This is a genomic window from Streptomyces sp. GL_141 (assembly GCF_057834385.1).
Genome location: NZ_CM174402.1, coordinates 3728157 through 3745134, shown reverse-complemented (window position 1 = coordinate 3745134; position 16978 = coordinate 3728157). Strand labels below are relative to the sequence as shown.

The following is a 16978-nucleotide window of genomic DNA, read 5'->3' as shown; positions in this document are numbered from 1 at the left end:
GCAGCCAATCCCTCTCCCACCTCCGGGTGGGGAGGCCCCTGGGGGGCGCCGCTCGATAGCAAGGTGCTGGAGGATCCGTGGACCTGTCCCTGTCGACTCGCACTGTCGGCGACCGTACGGTCGTGGAGGTCGGTGGCGAGATTGATGTGTATACCGCGCCCAAGCTGCGCGAGCAGTTGGTCGAGTTGGTGAACGACGGCAGCTACCACCTGGTTGTCGACATGGAGCGAGTGGACTTCCTCGACTCCACCGGACTTGGTGTGCTCGTGGGAGGCCTCAAGCGCGTCCGCGCGCACGAGGGCTCGCTGCGTCTGGTGTGCAACCAGGAGCGCATCCTGAAGATCTTCCGAATCACCGGTCTGACCAAGGTGTTTCCGATCCACAACTCGGTGGAAGACGCCGTCAACGCCACCGACTGACGGCGCTCGGCGGCGAAACGGCCGATGATGGAGCGGGGGGTACCGGGCCACAAGCGGTCCGGGCCCCTGTAAGGCACGCCCGTAGTCCGAGGGGGACGCGCATGGCCACCGTTGAACTGCGCTTCAGCGCCCAGCCCGAACACGTCCGGACGGCCCGCCTGGTCGCGGCCGCCGTGGCGCGGCGGGCCGGTGTGGAGGAAGCCGTCCTCGACGAGGTCCGCCTCGCCGTGGGCGAGGCCTGTTCGCGTGCCGTCGGACTGCATCGCACCAACGGGCTGACCGCGCCCGTCCGGGTGGTGCTGACCGACGAGGAGAAGGTGTTCTCCATCGAGGTCAGCGACGAAGTACCCGGACCGGCCGGCGGTCCGGCCGCCGCCGTGCCCGGGATAGACGCCGTCCTGGACCCCGACATCGACGGCGAGGACGAGATGGGCCTGGCCGTGATCAGCGGCCTGGTCGACGACGTCGACGTCATCAGCGGGGAGACCGGCGGGACCATCCGGATGAGCTGGCCCGTCTCGGGGACCTCCGAACTTCCGTAGCCGGCGGCTCGCTGCCCCACCGTTCCGTGCCCGCCGGGTGGCCCTGTGCCGCCCGGCGGGTTTTCGTGCTGCCCTGCGTGCTGCCCTGCGGATGGCCTGCGTGCCGCCCGGGGGTGCCTTCGGGCCCTGACCGAGCTCGTGCCGCCCGGCAGGGGCGTGTGGGGCTGGCGGGTTCTCGTGGTGCCCGGCGGGTTCTCGTCCCGTCCCGTGGGTTTGGTGCTTCCCCGTCTGTTTCGTGCCCCGGTCCGGCTTCGCCGCGGGGCGTTCTCGGAGTCCGGTCGCCTGGCGACGGGGGACCGGGCGGGTGCCGGCAAGGCGTCGGAGGCGGCCGGGTGCGGGCACCGATGATGTTCCGCCGCGCGTGCCGACGTATCTTCCGATCTTATTCAATGGCCTGCCGAGCAGGGCCTTTTGTGAGCCCGTAGATCAATTACGTGATCGTTCTCCGGCCGTTCTCCGGTGGATTTCCGGATCGGTGATCAAGCGTCAATGCTTTTGCCCCGTTACCACTTTCGAGGGTAATGGAGTGACCAGATCTATTGGTGAGGAGCAAGTGCGGGCCAATTCCGTTTCCTGCGTACTGTTTTGATCGGGTCCCGCTCCCTACAATCCGTCCACATCTTGAGCTCATCACGTCAAGGAGGACGAATGACGGGGCTCTTCACCCCTATCGCGCCGGGTCGCACCACAGACCTGGCATCCGCAGTACTCACTGATGACAATCGGCTCATCGTGATCATCATTGCGGCCGTGGCCATCGCCGCGCTCGTCGTCGCGCAGATCCTGGTCCGCCAGGTCCTCGCCGCCGACGAGGGAACCGACTCCATGAAGGAGATCGCCGCCGCCGTCCAGGAAGGCGCCAACGCCTACCTCGGCCGGCAGCTCCGCACGCTCGGCGTCTTCGCCGTCGTCGTGTTCTTCCTGCTGTTCCTGCTCCCCGCGGACGACTGGACGCAGCGGGCGGGACGTTCCGCCTTCTTCCTCGTCGGCGCCATCTTCTCGGCCGCCACCGGCTACATCGGCATGCGCCTCGCGGTCCGTGCCAACGTCCGCGTCGCCGCCGCCGCGCGCGAGGCCACCCCCGCCGAGGGCGAGCCCGCCAAGGACCTGACTGAGGTCTCCCACAAGGCCATGCGGATCGCGTTCCGCACCGGCGGCGTGGTGGGCATGTTCACCGTCGGCCTCGGCCTGCTCGGCGCGTCCTGCGTCGTGCTCGTCTACGCCGCCGACGCGCCCAAGGTCCTGGAGGGCTTCGGCCTCGGCGCCGCGCTCATCGCGATGTTCATGCGTGTCGGAGGCGGCATCTTCACCAAGGCCGCCGACGTCGGCGCCGACCTGGTCGGCAAGGTCGAGCAGGGCATTCCGGAGGACGACCCGCGCAATGCCGCGACCATCGCCGACAATGTGGGCGACAACGTCGGAGACTGCGCGGGAATGGCCGCCGACCTCTTCGAGTCGTACGCCGTCACCCTCGTGGCGGCCCTCATCCTCGGCAAGGCCGCCTTCGGCGACCTGGGCCTGGCCTTCCCGCTGATCGTCCCCGCCATCGGGGTCGTCACCGCGATGATCGGCATCTTCGCGGTCTCCCCGCGGCGTACCGACCGCAGCGGAATGACCGCCATCAACCGCGGCTTCTTCATCTCCGCGGCCATCTCGCTGGTCCTCGTCGCGATCGCCGTCTACGCGTACCTGCCGGGCACCTACAAGGAGCTCGTCGGCGTCGACGACGCCGCGATCTCCGGGCACTCCGGCGACCCGCGGATCCTGGCGCTGGTCGCCGTCGCCATCGGCATCGTGCTCGCGGCCCTGATCCAGCAGCTCACCGGCTACTTCACCGAGACCAACCGCCGTCCCGTCCGGGACATCGGCAAGTCCTCCCTGACGGGCGCCGCCACGGTCGTGCTCGCCGGCATCTCGGTCGGCCTGGAGTCCGCCGTCTACACGGCGCTGCTCATCGGCCTCGGCGTGTACGGGGCGTTCCTGCTCGGCGGCACCTCGATCATGCTGGCGCTCTTCGCCGTGGCACTGGCCGGCACCGGTCTGCTCACCACCGTCGGCGTCATCGTCGCCATGGACACCTTCGGCCCGGTCTCCGACAACGCCCAGGGCATCGCGGAGATGTCCGGCGACGTCGAGGGCGCCGGAGCGCAGGTGCTGACCGACCTGGACGCGGTGGGCAACACCACCAAGGCCATCACCAAGGGCATCGCGATCGCCACCGCCGTGCTCGCCGCGGCCGCGCTCTTCGGCTCGTACAACGACGCCATCGCGAACGCGGTCAAGGAGGTCGGCGCCAAGACGGCCGGGGAGATGAACCTCAGCCTGGACATCGCGCAGCCCAACAACCTGGTCGGGCTGATCCTGGGCGCGGCCGTCGTGTTCCTGTTCTCCGGCCTCGCCATCAACGCCGTGTCCCGCTCGGCGGGCGCGGTGGTCTACGAGGTGCGCCGCCAGTTCCGGGAGCACCCCGGGATCATGGACTACACCGAGAAGCCCGAGTACGGGCGCGTCGTGGACATCTGCACCAAGGACGCCCTGCGCGAACTCGCCACGCCCGGGCTGCTCGCCGTCCTCACCCCGATCGCCGTCGGGTTCACGCTCGGCGTCGGGGCGCTCGGTTCCTTCCTCGCCGGCGCGATCGGCACCGGCACCCTGATGGCGGTCTTCCTCGCCAACTCCGGTGGCGCGTGGGACAACGCGAAGAAGCTCGTCGAGGACGGGCACCACGGCGGCAAGGGCAGTGCGGCCCACGAGGCGGTCGTCATCGGCGACACCGTCGGCGACCCGTTCAAGGACACCGCCGGTCCCGCCATCAACCCGCTGCTCAAGGTCATGAACCTGGTGGCACTGCTGATCGCCCCCGCGATCGTGCAGTTCAGCTACGGCGCGGACGCCAGCCCGACCGTACGGGCGATCGTCGCGATCCTCGCGATCGGCGTCATCGTCGGCGCGGTGTACGTCTCCAAGCGCCGCGGCATCGCGGTGGGCGACGACGGGGCGGGCGAGGGCGCGACCGCGGAGCGGGTGGGCCAGCAGGGCGACCCGGCCGCGGCGGTCTCCTCCTGAGAGGGCCTTCGCGGGCCTGAAACGGCTCTCGCGGGCCTGACCCGGCCCGACTCGACCGTACGCCCGAACGGCGGACGGGGGGCGCGGACTGACGCGCCGTCCGTCCGCCTTTGCGTTTCCCGGATGGTGGACGTGTATCTTCCGGGCCGAGAGCCTTCGAAGGGACCAATCCGGTGAACAAGAAGCTTGCGGCCGCGGTATCGGGCGCTGCGGTGCTGATGCTCGTCCTGTCCGGCTGCGGCGGGGACGACGGCGACAAGAAGACCGACGCCTGGGCCAAGAAGGTCTGCGACAGCTGGCAGCCCGAGCTCACGAAGATCGAGCAGGCGAACGCCGACATCAAGCGGGTGGCGACCGAGAGCAGTAAGCCCGAGGAGGTCCAGTCGACCGACTCGGCGGCCTTCGGGACCATGTCCGAGGCGTACAAGGCGATGGGTACGGCCCTTACGGGCGCGGGAGTTCCGCCCGTCAAGGACGGTGAGAAGACCCAGGCCGCCGCGGTCATGGGCTTCGAGTCGACGTCGGCGGGTTACACCGCCCTGAAGACGAAGATGGACGCCCTCGACGCCAAGGACCAGGGCAAGTTCGCCGAGGGCCTCAAGGAGGTGGCGGGCGGCCTGGAGGAAGCGACCAAGGGCGGCAAGGAAGCCCTCGACCAGCTCAAGGCGGGCGGGCTCGACAAGGCGATGAACAGTCAGAAGGGCTGCCAGGTGACGACTCCGTCGCCGGCGAAGTCCTAAACGGCCTCGAAGTCCTGAAGGCCTCGAAGGCCTAGAAGTCTTAGGCGGCCCAGAAGGCCTAGAAGCACCAGAAGTACCCGCGGGAGCCGCCGCCTTGACGGCGGCCCCCGCACACACCGGGGCGGCCGGGATCCTTCGGGACCCCGGCCGCCCCGGCGCATGTCCGGGGACGGGTCCAGCCGTACGGGACTGCGCCCGGTCGGGGCCCGTCCCGGGGTGCGACCCCCGGGCGGGAGCTCGCGGGGCCGACGGCCGCCCGCGCCGATGGTGGTGTGCGCGGGCAATGGCGGCGGCAGCGGCCACAATGGGCGGGTGAGTACCACCAGCCTTCCCCCCGGTCTGCCCGCCCGCCTCCCCTCGTCGGCCCGCGCGGCCGAGCTGCGCGCCGCGTTGCTCGCCGCGGGCTTCACCGCCGACGGGCTGCTCGACCTGCTCGGCGCCCCGGCGTACGCCGCGCTGGCCCGCAGCGAGACGGTCCCCGCCCGGCGCGCCACGCGGAGCCGCGGCGACGGGCCGCTCGCGAGCCTGACCCGGCTGTTCCTGCTGCGCGAGCCGGTGCCGTACGTGCACGCCGCGGTGGCGCTGCCCGTCGATGCGGCGCTGGCCGACGGCTGGCTGCGGCGCGAGGGGTCCGCCGCGGGCGAGGACACGGTGCACGCCACCGTGGACGTGCGCCCGTACGGCGGTCCGGACGGCGAGGACTGGTTCATCGTCTCCGACCTCGGCTGCGCCGTCGGCGGGGCCGGCGGCATCGGCAGCCGCGAGGAGGGCGTGGTGCTCGGTGTCGGCGGCGCCTCCACGACGCTGGCCGGGATCACCATCCGCACGCCGGTCGGCTCGGCCCTCGACGTCGGCACCGGATCCGGCATCCAGGCGCTGCACGCCGCCCAGCACGCGACCCGGGTCACGGCGACCGACGTCAACCCGCGGGCCCTGGAATTCACCCGGTTGACGCTGGCGCTGTCGGGGGCACCCGAGGCGGAACTGCTCGCCGGGTCGCTGTTCGAGCCGGTCGGCGAGGCCACGTACGACCTGATCGTGTCGAATCCGCCGTTCGTGATCTCCCCGGGAGCCCGGCTGACGTACCGGGACGGCGGGATGGGCGGCGACGACCTGTGCCGGACCCTGGTCCAGGAGGCCGGAGCCCGGCTCAACCCGGGCGGATTCGCGCAGTTCCTGGGCAACTGGCAGCACGTGGAGGGCGAGGACTGGCACGACCGGGTACGGGCCTGGGTGCCGCGCGGCTGCGACGCCTGGATCGTGCAGCGCGACGAGCAGGACGTGACGCAGTACGCGGAGCTGTGGCTGCGCGACGCGGGCGACCACCGCACCGACCCCGCCGAGTACGAACAGCGGTACGAGGACTGGCTGGACGAGTTCGAAGCCCGCAAGACCAAGTCGGTCGGCTTCGGCTGGATCACGCTGCGGCGCAGCGACGCGGCCGAGCCGTCGATCGTGGTCGAGGAGTGGCCGCACTCGGTGGAACAGCCGCTCGGGGAAGCCGTCCTGGCCCACTTCGCGCGCCAGGACTACCTGCGCGACCACGATGACGCGGCCCTGCTCGCGGGCTATTTCCGGCTGACCGAGGAGGTCGTGCAGGAGCAGGTCGGCGCGCCCGGCGCGGAAGATCCGGAACACGTCGTGCTCCGGCAGAACCGGGGCATGCGGCGCGCCACCAAGGTCGACACCGTCGGGGCCGGCTTCGCCGGGGTGTGTGACGGATCACTGAGCGCGGGGCGGATTCTGGACGCCATCGCCCAGCTGGTGGAGGAGGACCCGGTGGTCCTGCGGGACCGGACGCCTGAGGCGATCCGGATGCTGGTGGAGCAGGGGTTCCTGGAGCCGGTGACCGGGGCGCAAACGGAAGCGGGCGCGGGCGCGGAAGCCGCCGGGGAGTAGCGCGGCCGCGCAGCCGGGCCGAGCCGGGGAGCCGGCCTGTGGACAGCCGGGCTGCCGGGCTGCCGGGCTGCCGGGTCGGCGGACAGCCGCGCAGCCGGGCCGCCGGCAGTCGGAGCCAGGATGTAACCCCAGGTTCGCCTGCAGTCTCCCCGCGGCTGAAATCCTCCCGTCAGCGGGTTCCGGGGGGATCCCGAGAGCGGCCCGGGGGATGAGGGGAACGGCATGGAGCACGGTCCGGCGATCTTCGCGGCGGCCGTGTTCCTGCTGTTCGGGGCCGCTCTGCTGGCTTGGACGGGGGCGCGCGCCCCGCGCGGTGCGCCGGTGGCCGAGGGTGTGCGCCCCGTCGTGGCCGTACCACTGGTGCTGCTCGCCGGCGGGGTTTCGCTGGCCCTCGGGGTCTGGTGCCTCGGACGGGTGTGACGCCGGGGCGGTGATGCCCCGGCGGTATCGCTCCGGTGGTGTCGCCCCGGGCTTGGCGGCCGCTTCGGGCCGGCCGCGGCGCGGCTCCCGGTTCGTGGCCCCGGCGGATCGGCCGGATGTCGCCCGGGCTCCGGCGGCGCGCCGGGTTTCGCCCGGTCGTCCGGAATGCGCGCAGGACCGTACTCACGGGCAAAGAGCGACGTGAAGAGGGGTCCGGAGGCGGGGCCAGACGGCCCTTCGGCCACTCTGCCCGGTGAGTGCGCAGGGCCCGGCGCGGCATCCGGGCGGCAGAAATGGCACTTGTCGGGTTACCGTTCGAGTGGCCGTTGCGGGCTTCTGCCGTTTGACACGGGGGCGGGTTGTACCGTCACACTCCGCAGCGTCGCCGTACTGCGACCGAGTGCCGACCGGAGAGAAGAGCCAAGTTGTCCCCGACTAGCGAGACCGCAAAGGGCGGCCGCCGACTCGTCATCGTCGAGTCCCCTGCCAAGGCGAAGACGATCAAGGGCTATCTCGGCCCCGGATACGTCGTCGAGGCGAGCGTCGGGCACATCCGCGACCTCCCGAGTGGCGCGGCCGAGGTTCCCGACAAGTACACCGGTGAGGTCCGCCGTCTCGGTGTGGACGTCGAGCACGACTTCGCGCCGATCTACGTCGTCAACGCCGATAAGAAGGCCCAGGTCAGGAAGCTCAAGGAGCTGCTGGCCGAGTCCGACGAACTCTTCCTCGCCACCGATGAGGACCGCGAGGGCGAAGCCATCGCGTGGCACCTGCAGGAAGTCCTCAAGCCCAAGGTCCCCGTCCACCGGATGGTCTTCCACGAGATCACCAAGGACGCGATCCGCGACGCCGTCGCCAATCCGCGCGAGCTCAACCAGCGCATGGTCGACGCCCAGGAGACCCGCCGCATCCTCGACCGCCTCTACGGCTACGAGGTCTCGCCGGTCCTGTGGAAGAAGGTCATGCCGAAGCTGTCGGCGGGCCGCGTCCAGTCGGTGGCCACCCGCATGGTGGTCGAGAAGGAGCGCGAGCGCATCGCCTTCCGCTCGGCCGAGTACTGGGACCTGACCGGCACCTTCGCCACCGGCCGCGCCGGTGACGCCTCCGACCCCTCCACGCTGGTCGCCCGCCTGAACACGGTGGACGGCAAGCGCGTGGCGCAGGGCCGCGACTTCGGTTCGACCGGGCAGCTCAAGAGCGAGGTGCTGCACCTCGACGAGGCGAACGCACGGGCGCTGGCCGCCGCGCTGGCGGAGACCTCGTTCGCCGTCAGGTCGGTCGAGTCCAAGCCGTACCGCCGCTCCCCGTACGCCCCGTTCCGCACGACGACGCTCCAGCAGGAGGCCTCGCGCAAGCTCGGCTTCGGTGCGAAGGCGACGATGCAGGTGGCGCAGAAGCTGTACGAGAACGGCTTCATCACCTATATGCGTACCGACTCCACGACGCTCTCCGACACCGCGGTGTCGGCGGCCCGTGCGCAGGTCACGCAGCTCTACGGCGCCGAGTACCTGCCGGAGAAGCCGCGCGTCTACGCCGGCAAGGTCAAGAACGCGCAGGAGGCGCACGAGGCGATCCGTCCTTCGGGTGATCGTTTCCGCACCCCGGCCGAGACCGGTCTGACCGGCGACCAGTTCCGCCTGTACGAGCTCATCTGGAAGCGGACCGTCGCCTCCCAGATGAAGGACGCGGTCGGCAACTCGGTGACCGTGAAGATCGGCGGCCGGTCGGCCGACGGCCGGGACGCCGAGTTCTCGGCCTCCGGCAAGACGATCACCTTCCACGGCTTCATGAAGGCCTACGTCGAGGGCGCGGACGACCCGAACGCCGAGCTCGACGACCGTGAGAAGCGTCTCCCGCAGGTCGCCGAGGGCGACGCGCTGTCGGCCGAGGAGATCACGGTCGACGGCCACTCGACCAAGCCGCCGGCCCGCTACACCGAGGCCTCGCTGGTCAAGGAGCTGGAAGAGCGCGAGATCGGCCGCCCGTCGACGTACGCGTCGATCATCGGCACGATCCTGGACCGCGGGTACGTCTTCAAGAAGGGCACGGCGCTCGTGCCGTCCTTCCTGTCGTTCGCCGTGGTCAACCTGCTCGAAACGCACTTCGGGCGGCTCGTCGACTACGACTTCACCGCCAAGATGGAGGACGACCTCGACCGCATCGCGCGGGGCGAGGCCCAGTCCGTGCCGTGGCTCAAGCGCTTCTACTTCGGCGCGGAGGACGCGACCGAGGTCGTGCCGGCCGACGGCGACGCGCTCGGCGGTCTGAAGGAGCTGGTGACCGACCTGGGCGCGATCGACGCCCGGGAGATCTCCTCCTTCCCCGTCGGCGAAGGCATCGTGCTGCGGGTCGGCCGCTACGGGCCGTACGTGGAGCGCGGTGAGAAGGACGCCGAGGGCCACCAGCGGGCGGACGTCCCGGAGGAGCTGGCCCCCGACGAGCTGACGGTCGAGTACGCGGAGGAGCTCTTCGCGAAGCCGAGCGGCGAGTTCGAGCTGGGCAAGGACCCGATCAGCGGGAACGAAATCGTCGCGAAGGACGGTCGCTACGGGCCGTACGTGACGGAGATCCTGCCCGAGGGCACGCCGAAGACGGGCAAGAACGCGGTCAAGCCGCGGACGGCCTCGCTGTTCCAGTCGATGAGCCTGGACACGGTCACCCTCGAGGACGCGCTGCGTCTGATGTCCCTTCCCCGGGTCGTCGGCGTGGACGCGGAGGGCGCGGAGATCACCGCGCAGAACGGCCGCTACGGCCCGTACCTGAAGAAGGGCACGGACTCGCGGTCGCTGGAGACCGAGGACCAGCTGTTCGCCATCACCCTGGAGCAGGCGCTCGCGATCTACGCGCAGCCGAAGCAGCGGGGGCGCGCGGCCGCGAAGCCGCCGCTGAAGGAGCTGGGGACGGACCCGGTCAGCGAGAAGCCGGTGGTCGTCAAGGACGGCCGGTTCGGCCCGTACGTGACGGACGGCGAGACGAACGCGACGCTGCGTCGGGACGACGACGTCGAGACGATCACGCCGGAGCGGGGCTACGAGCTGCTCGCGGAGAAGCGTGCCAAGGGTCCGGTGAAGAAGACGGCCAAGAAGGCTCCCGCGAAGAAGGCCCCGGCGAAGAAGGCGACGGCGACGAAGACCGCTGCCGCGAAGAAGACGACGGCGGCGAAGAAGACGACGACCGCGAAGAAGGCGACCACGGCCAAGAAGACGGTCGCGAAGAAGGCGGCGGCCGCTGCGGCGGACGAGTAGGCGCTGAGCAGTGGCCGAGCAGTGGCCGAGCAGTGGCTGAGCAGTAGGCGCCGAGTGGGCGCCGCGTAGTCGAAGACAGGGCCCGTGCGATGCGCACGGGCCCTGTTTTTCAGGTGGGTCCGGGGTCACACCGGACCTTGTCCACAGGGCTCCGCGCCCGCCAGGCACAGCGGATAGGCTGGGCGGATGACGCGAGCCGAGCAGCCAACGGTCGTGACCGCCACCACCGACACCGCCCCGACCTACGACGAAGCCCTCGCCGCGGACTCCCGCGAGCGCGCGGTGCGCGCCTTGCTGCGCACTCCCGGGCTGCGCCGTCTGTGGAGCGCGCAGTTGGTGAGCGGCATCGGCGATGCCCTCGCCCTGCTGGTCCTGGTGCTGCTGGTCTTCCAGGCGGCCGTGGACCAGGAGTCCTTCGGGGGTGGTTACGCCGGCTGGGCCCTCGCCGTGGCCGCCGTCTTCGGCGTCCGCGTGGTGTCCACCGTCCTCTTCGGCGCGGTCCTCCTCGGACCCCTGGCCAAGCTCACCGCCCCCGGCGGCAAGCTGGACCGCCGCTGGACGATGATCGGCGCCGACGGGCTCCGGCTCGGCCTCTTCGTCGTGGCCCCGCTGTGGCTCGACTGGATCGGCCCGAACGCAACGATCGCCCTGCTCGCCACCGTCTTCGTCTCCGGCGCCGCCGAGCGGATGTGGGGGCTCGCCAAGGACAGCGCCGCGCCCGGGCTGCTGCCGGCGCCGCCGCCGGAGGGGGCGACCGTACGGCCGCTGCCCGACCACCTCGACGCACTGCGCCGGCTGAACCTGCGCACCGCCTTCGCCGCGCTGCCGATCGCCGCGGCGGCCCTGCTCGCCTCGACGCTGATCGGCAAGGCCCTCGGCCTCGGCATCGGCTGGTTCACCGAGAACCAGGCCGCCCTCGGCTCGTACGTGGCATCCGGTCTCTTCGCGGCCTCCGTATCGCTGCTGCTCCCGCTGCTGCTGCCCGCGACGAAGACCCCGCGTCCGCGCTCCCCGCTGGAGGGCCTGCGCGCCCCCAAGGCCGGGGACCGGCCGGAGAAGGGGCGCACCGGGGCCATCCCGCTGCTCGTCCTCGTCTGCGCCGCCGTCGCCGGGGCCGTCGCCGCAGCCGCCGCCGTGGCCGTCCTGCACGCCACCGACCTGGGGGGCGGAGCGGCCGCGTTCTCGCTGCTCGTACTGGCCCTGCTCGGCGGCACCGCCCTCGGCATCCGCGCCACCCAGGCCGGCAAGGTCCTCCCCTCCCTGTCGCGGCGCCGCCTGCTGGCACTGGCCGTCGGCGTGGCCGGGCTGGCGCTGCTGCTGACCGGGCTGGTTCCGGACACCTCGACGGTGGTGTTCCTCTCGCTGCTCGCCGGCACCGCCGCGGGCGTCGCCGCGAACACCGGGCACACGCTGCTCGACCAGGAGACCGAGGAGTTCCGCCGGGCCCGGGTCACCGAGCACCTGCAGGCCGTCGTCCGGGTCGCCGTGGCCGTCGGTGCCGTGGCCGCCCCGCTGCTGGCCGCCCTGATCGGACCGCACCGGCTGGCCGCGGGCGAGGTCGTCTTCGCCCACGGTGGCGCGGCCTTCACGCTGATGCTGGTCGGCGCCCTGCTGCTGCCGGTCGCCGTCATCGTCCTGGCCAAGGCCGACGACCGCAGCGGCGTACCGCTGCGCCGCGACCTGCGCGAGGCGCTGCGCGGCGGGGAGCCGGTGCAGGCCGCGTCCGACGCCGGGTTCTTCATCGCCCTGGAGGGCGGCGACGGGGCCGGCAAGTCCACGCAGGTGCAGGCGATGGCCGACTGGATACGGGCGAAGGGCCACGAGGTCGTCGTCACGCGCGAGCCCGGGGCCACCCCGGTCGGCAAGCGGCTGCGGTCGATCCTGCTCGACGTGTCCTCCGCCGGCCTGTCGAACCGCGCCGAGGCCCTGCTGTACGCGGCCGACCGCGCCGAGCACGTGGACACCGTCGTGCGGCCCGCCCTGGAGCGCGGCGCGGTGGTCATCACCGACCGCTACGTCGACTCCTCGGTGGCCTACCAGGGAGCCGGCCGGGACCTCTCCCCGACCGAGATCGCCCGTATCTCGCGCTGGGCCACCGACGGACTCGTACCGAATCTGACCGTGCTGCTCGACGTGTCGCCGGAGACGGCCCGCGAGCGGTTCACGGAGGCGCCCGACCGGCTGGAATCGGAGCCGGCGGAGTTCCACCAGCGGGTGCGGGCCGGATTCCTGACCCTGGCCGCGGCCGACCCCGGGCGCTACCTGGTGGTCGACGCCGGCCAGGACCCGGAGTCGGTCAGCACCGTGGTGCGCCACCGCCTGGACCGGATGCTCCCGCTGTCGGAGGCCGAGGTGGCCGCCCAGGCGGAGGCCCGCAGGCTCGTCGCCGAGGAGGCCGAGCGCAAGGCCGAGGAAGAGGCCGCCCGCAAGGCGGAGGAAGCCCGGCTGCTGGCCGAGGAGGAGGCCCGCAAGGCCCGCGAGGCCGAGGAGGCCCGGATCGCGGCCGAGGCCGAGGCCGCCCGCAAGGAACGCGAGGAGCGGCTGCGCGCCGAGGAGGAGGCCCGCGAGCGGGCCGAGGCCGAGCGGCTGCGGCTGGAGGCCGAGGAGAAGGCCCGCGCGGTGGAGCAGGAGCGGCTGCGCAGGCAGGCGGAGGAGGAGGCCCGGCTGCACGCCGAGGCCGAGGAACGCCGGCTGGAGAAGCAGCGGCGGGCCGAGGAGGCCCTGCTGAAGGCCGAGGAGGCGCGGCGGCTGGCCGAGGCCTCGGCGGCGGAGGCGGCGGCGAAGTCCGCTGCGGCCGCGGCGGCCGCCGCCTCGGTGGCGGCTGCTTCGGCGTCCGTGCCGGCGGCTCCCGTGGCTCCTGCGGCTCCCCCGGCTGCACCTGCTGCTCCCGCTCCCGCTTCCGCGCCCAAGGCCGATCTGCGCAGGGAACCGCACCACGACGAGGCCGTCACGATCGAGACTCCGGTCGTGAAGCGGGTCGTGCAGCCGGACGACGTCACCCAGACGGTCCCGGTCCCGCAGGCCGACCCGGCGGCTCGCCCCGCGGCGGGTCCGGCGGACGAGACGGCGGTGCTGCCGCCCGTACGCGCGACCGGTCCGGCGGACGAGACCGCGGTCCTGCCGCCCGTACGCCCCTCGGGCGCGGGCGAGGCTCCGGCCACCCGGCCGGCGGCGCCCAGGGCCTCGTACTCCGCGTCCCGGCCGACGGCGCAGCGCCCCGAGGAGAACCCGGCCGACCGGGTCCCGCCGGGCATCTTCCGCGACTCGGGCAACGACGCGACCCGTGAACTGCCGCAGCTCACCGAGGACGGCCGGCCGCGCAGGCCCCGCTCGGACTGGGCGGAGGAGACTCCGCTGGACGATCTGCCGACGCTGGCGGACGAGCTGCTGGGACCGCGCCGGGACGACGAGGACGATCAGGGCCGGGGGCCGCGCCGCCGCTGATGGGGGCGGTGACGGCGAGGGGCGGCGTCGGCGGCCGTGGTCGTCGAGACCGGCTGACGGGGATTGTCAGTGGGAGCCGCCACACTGGGTGAGCAGACGGCACGGACGGTACGCGAGGGAAGGCGGTGGGCGGGATGCCCGTATGGGACGACCTGGTGGGACAGGAGCGGGTCCAGACCCAGCTGGCCGCCGCCGCGGTCGACGCCGACGCCCTGGTCACCGCCATCGAATCGGGGACCGCGCCGCCGGCCGCCTCCAAGATGACGCACGCCTGGCTGTTCACCGGGCCGCCCGGCTCGGGGCGCTCCACCGCCGCCCGCGCCTTCGCGGCCGCGCTCCAGTGCACCAGTCCGGACCGTGCCCTCGGCGGCGAGCCGGGCTGCGGGTTCTGCGACGGCTGCCACACCACCGTGATCGGTACGCACGCCGATGTGGAGATCGTCCGCACCGATCAGCTCTCCATCGGCGTGAAGGACACCCGGGCCCTGGTGCGCCGCGCGCAGCTCTCCCCGGCCGTCGGACGCTGGCAGGTCATCGTCCTGGAGGACGCCGACCGGCTGACGGAAGGCGCGGGCAACGTCCTGCTCAAGGCCGTGGAGGAGCCCGCTCCGCGGACCGTGTGGCTGCTGTGCGCCCCCTCGCTGGAGGACGTGCTGCCCACCATCCGCTCGCGCTGCCGGCACCTTTCGCTGCGCACCCCGCCGGTGGCCGCCGTCGCCGAGGTGCTCGTGCGGCGCGACGGCATCGAGCCGGCCGTGGCGCAGGCCGCCGCCCGCGCGACCCAGGGACACATCGGCCGGGCCCGCCGGCTCGCGACCGACGAGGCGGCCCGCTCGCGGCGCGCCACCGTGCTGCGGCTGCCGATGCGCGTGGCCGACGTCGGCGACTGCCTGAAGGCGGCGCAGGAGCTGGTGGACGCCGCCGGGGAGGACGCCAAGCAGGTCGCGGAAGAGGTCGACACCAAGGAGACCGAGGAGCTGCGGGCCGCGCTCGGCGCCGGAGCGGGCACGGGCGGGCGGATGCCGCGCGGCACGGCGGGCGTGATGAAGGAGCTGGAGGACCGGCAGAAGCGCCGGCGCACGCGTACGCAGCGCGACAGCCTGGACCTGGCCCTGACCGACCTCACCGGCTTCTACCGGGACGTGCTGGCCCTCCAGCTCGGCTCCGCGCTGGCCATCGCGAACGAGGAGATACGGCAGGACCTGGACCGGATCGCCCGGGAGTCCGGTCCGGAGCGCACCTTGCGGCGGATCGAGGCGATCATCGCGTGCCGGCAGGCGCTGGACCGCAACGTGGCCCCGCTGCTCGCCGTCGAGGCGATGACGATGTCACTGCGCGCGGGCTGACGCGGTTCTGCTGCGGGCTGCGGGCTGCCGGTTTTGGGCTGCGACTCCGGTTGACGGACTCACCCGTTCGAGGGGTCCGCGTGGCGGGGCGCAGACGCCCCCGGTCCGTGCGGGGCGGCGCCCCGCGCCCGGGCGGCCGCCCGCCGCCCGGCGCGGGCGCCACCGCCCCGGGCGTGCCCGCAGGCCGTAGGCTCCGGGAATGGACACCAGTCGCCTGCTGCGCACCACCGGGACCGTGATCGCCGCTGCGGGGCTACTGCTCTCCGGGTGCACCTCGGGCGGTTCGGGAACACCCCGTGCCGCCGCGTCGTCCGGCGGGGCCTCCGAGGCGCCGGCGGCCGATCCGGCCGCCGTCCCGGCCGCGCTGCGCCCGTACTACGACCAGAAGCTGACCTGGCGCGAGTGCGGTGTGCCCGGCTTCGAATGCAGCACCATGAAGGCTCCGCTGGACTACGAGAACCCCGGGGCCGGGGACATCGACATCGCGGTGTCCCGCCGCAAGGCCACGGACCCCTCCAAGCGGCTCGGCTCGCTGGTGGTGAACCCGGGCGGCCCGGGCGGATCCGGCATCGGCTACCTCCAGGCGTACGCGGGCATCGGATACCCGGCCCCGGTGCGTGCCGCGTACGACATGGTCTCCTTCGACCCGCGCGGCGTGGACCGCAGCAGCCCCGTGGAGTGCCTGAACGGCCCGGCCATGGACAAGTACACCCAGGTGGACCAGACGCCGGACACGCCCGCGGAGCAGGCCCTGCTGGTGGCCGCCTTCAAGGAGTTCGCGGCCGCCTGCCAGACGCACTCGCAGCGGGTCCTGCCGCACGTGTCCACGGCCGACGCCGCCCGCGACATGGACGTCCTGCGCGCGGTGCTGGGCGACGAGAAGCTGAACTACGTCGGAGCCTCGTACGGCACCTTCCTCGGGGCGACGTACGCCGACCTCTTCCCGGGCCGGGCCGGCCGGCTGGTGCTGGACGGGGCGATGGACCCCTCCCGGCCCGCGGTCGATCTGAACCGGGACCAGACGGAGGGCTTCGAGACCGCCTTCCGGGCCTTCGCGGCGGACTGCGCGAAGCAGACCGACTGCCCGCTCGGCCAGGGCAGCCCGGAGCAGATCGCGGAACGCCTGAAGGAGTTCTTCCGCAAGGTCGACGCCCAGCCGGTCCCCACGACCGACCGGGCGCGCAGCGCGCTCGGCGAGTCGCTGGCGACGACCGGGGTGATCGCCGCCCTGTACGACGAGAACGCCTGGCCGCAGCTGCGCGAGGCGCTCGGGGCCGCGATCAACAGCGACGACGGCAACGGGCTGCTGGCGCTCGCCGACAGCTACTACGAGCGCGAGCAGGACGGCAAGTACGCCAACCTCATGTCGGCGAACGCCGCCGTCAACTGCCTCGACCAGCCCCCGGCCTTCGCCGGGCCCGACGCGGTCGAGAAGGCGCTGCCCTCCTTCGAGAAGGCCTCCCCGGTCTTCGGCGCGGGCCTGGCCTGGGCCTCGCTGAACTGCACGTACTGGCCGACGAAGGCCACCGGCACGGCCGGGGCACTGCACGCGAAGGGCGCCGCGCCGATCGTGGTGGTCGGCACCACCCGGGACCCGGCGACTCCGTACAAGTGGGCCAAGGCCCTGGCGGGCCAGCTCGACTCGGGCGTCCTGCTGACCTACGACGGCGACGGCCACACGGCGTACGGCCGGGGCAGCGACTGCATCGACTCGGCGATCAACCAGTACCTCCTGGAGGGCACCGCTCCGAAGGACGGAAAGAAGTGCTGACACCGGCCGACGGGGCCGTCCGAAGCCCCGGTCCGAGGCACCCCGTTTAACCCTGTAGACTTGGCGCCGCTGCTGATGAGAGCCTC

General features: G+C 72.5%; 10 protein-coding genes. All 10 read left to right on the top strand.

Going from position 1 to position 16978, the window contains the following annotated elements; translation table 11 throughout:
* Positions 1–77: 77 nt before the first annotated feature.
* The 10 genes from bldG (at position 78) to AC3IX6_RS16180 (ending at position 16892) form a co-directional block, all read left to right on the top strand.
* Entirely contained in the window at positions 78–419 is a 342-nt protein-coding gene (bldG, locus tag AC3IX6_RS16225; RefSeq protein ID WP_243339893.1) for an anti-sigma factor antagonist BldG, read from the top strand.
* A 101-nt stretch (positions 420–520) separates the two neighbouring features.
* Positions 521–961, top strand: coding sequence for an ATP-binding protein (locus AC3IX6_RS16220; protein WP_489370784.1), 441 nt, complete (start codon positions 521–523; stop codon positions 959–961).
* A gap of 648 nt (positions 962–1609) precedes the next feature.
* A complete protein-coding gene (locus tag AC3IX6_RS16215) occupies positions 1610–4027 on the top strand; it encodes a sodium-translocating pyrophosphatase (protein ID WP_489370783.1) in 2418 nt (805 codons plus the stop codon).
* 173 nt (positions 4028–4200) lie between these two features.
* Positions 4201–4767, top strand: a complete 567-nt coding sequence (locus AC3IX6_RS16210) for a small secreted protein (RefSeq protein WP_489370782.1) — start codon at positions 4201–4203, stop codon at positions 4765–4767.
* Between the two features lie 312 nt (positions 4768–5079).
* Positions 5080–6666: a DUF7059 domain-containing protein gene (locus AC3IX6_RS16205; protein WP_489370781.1), complete on the top strand. Its 1587-nt coding sequence runs from the start codon at positions 5080–5082 to the stop codon at positions 6664–6666.
* A 222-nt stretch (positions 6667–6888) separates the two neighbouring features.
* Positions 6889–7086, top strand: coding sequence for a hypothetical protein (locus AC3IX6_RS16200; RefSeq protein ID WP_489370780.1), 198 nt, complete (start codon positions 6889–6891; stop codon positions 7084–7086).
* 425 nt (positions 7087–7511) lie between these two features.
* Positions 7512–10331 carry a type I DNA topoisomerase gene (gene topA / locus AC3IX6_RS16195; RefSeq protein WP_489370779.1) on the top strand — a complete coding sequence of 940 codons (2820 nt, stop codon included), beginning with the start codon at positions 7512–7514 and terminating at the stop codon, positions 10329–10331.
* Between the two features lie 186 nt (positions 10332–10517).
* Complete coding sequence (tmk, locus tag AC3IX6_RS16190; protein ID WP_489370778.1) at positions 10518–13775, top strand: dTMP kinase; 3258 nt, start codon at positions 10518–10520, stop codon at positions 13773–13775.
* Between the two features lie 134 nt (positions 13776–13909).
* Positions 13910–15121 carry a DNA polymerase III subunit delta' gene (locus AC3IX6_RS16185; protein WP_489370777.1) on the top strand — a complete coding sequence of 404 codons (1212 nt, stop codon included), beginning with the start codon at positions 13910–13912 and terminating at the stop codon, positions 15119–15121.
* Between the two features lie 199 nt (positions 15122–15320).
* Positions 15321–16892, top strand: a complete 1572-nt coding sequence (locus tag AC3IX6_RS16180; RefSeq protein WP_489370776.1) for an alpha/beta hydrolase — start codon at positions 15321–15323, stop codon at positions 16890–16892.
* Positions 16893–16978 lie beyond the last annotated feature (86 nt).

What these genes read in the sequence shown, in the direction of transcription:
- AC3IX6_RS16220 (WP_489370784.1), top strand. Translation starts at nt 521, where the DNA reads ATGGCCACCGTTGAACTGCGCTTCAGCGCCCAGCCCGAACACGTCCGG.
- AC3IX6_RS16215 (WP_489370783.1), top strand. Translation starts at nt 1,610, where the DNA reads ATGACGGGGCTCTTCACCCCTATCGCGCCGGGTCGCACCACAGACCTG.
- AC3IX6_RS16200 (WP_489370780.1), top strand. Translation starts at nt 6,889, where the DNA reads ATGGAGCACGGTCCGGCGATCTTCGCGGCGGCCGTGTTCCTGCTGTTC.
- tmk (WP_489370778.1), top strand. Translation starts at nt 10,518, where the DNA reads ATGACGCGAGCCGAGCAGCCAACGGTCGTGACCGCCACCACCGACACC.
- AC3IX6_RS16185 (WP_489370777.1), top strand. Translation starts at nt 13,910, where the DNA reads ATGCCCGTATGGGACGACCTGGTGGGACAGGAGCGGGTCCAGACCCAG.
- AC3IX6_RS16180 (WP_489370776.1), top strand. Translation starts at nt 15,321, where the DNA reads ATGGACACCAGTCGCCTGCTGCGCACCACCGGGACCGTGATCGCCGCT.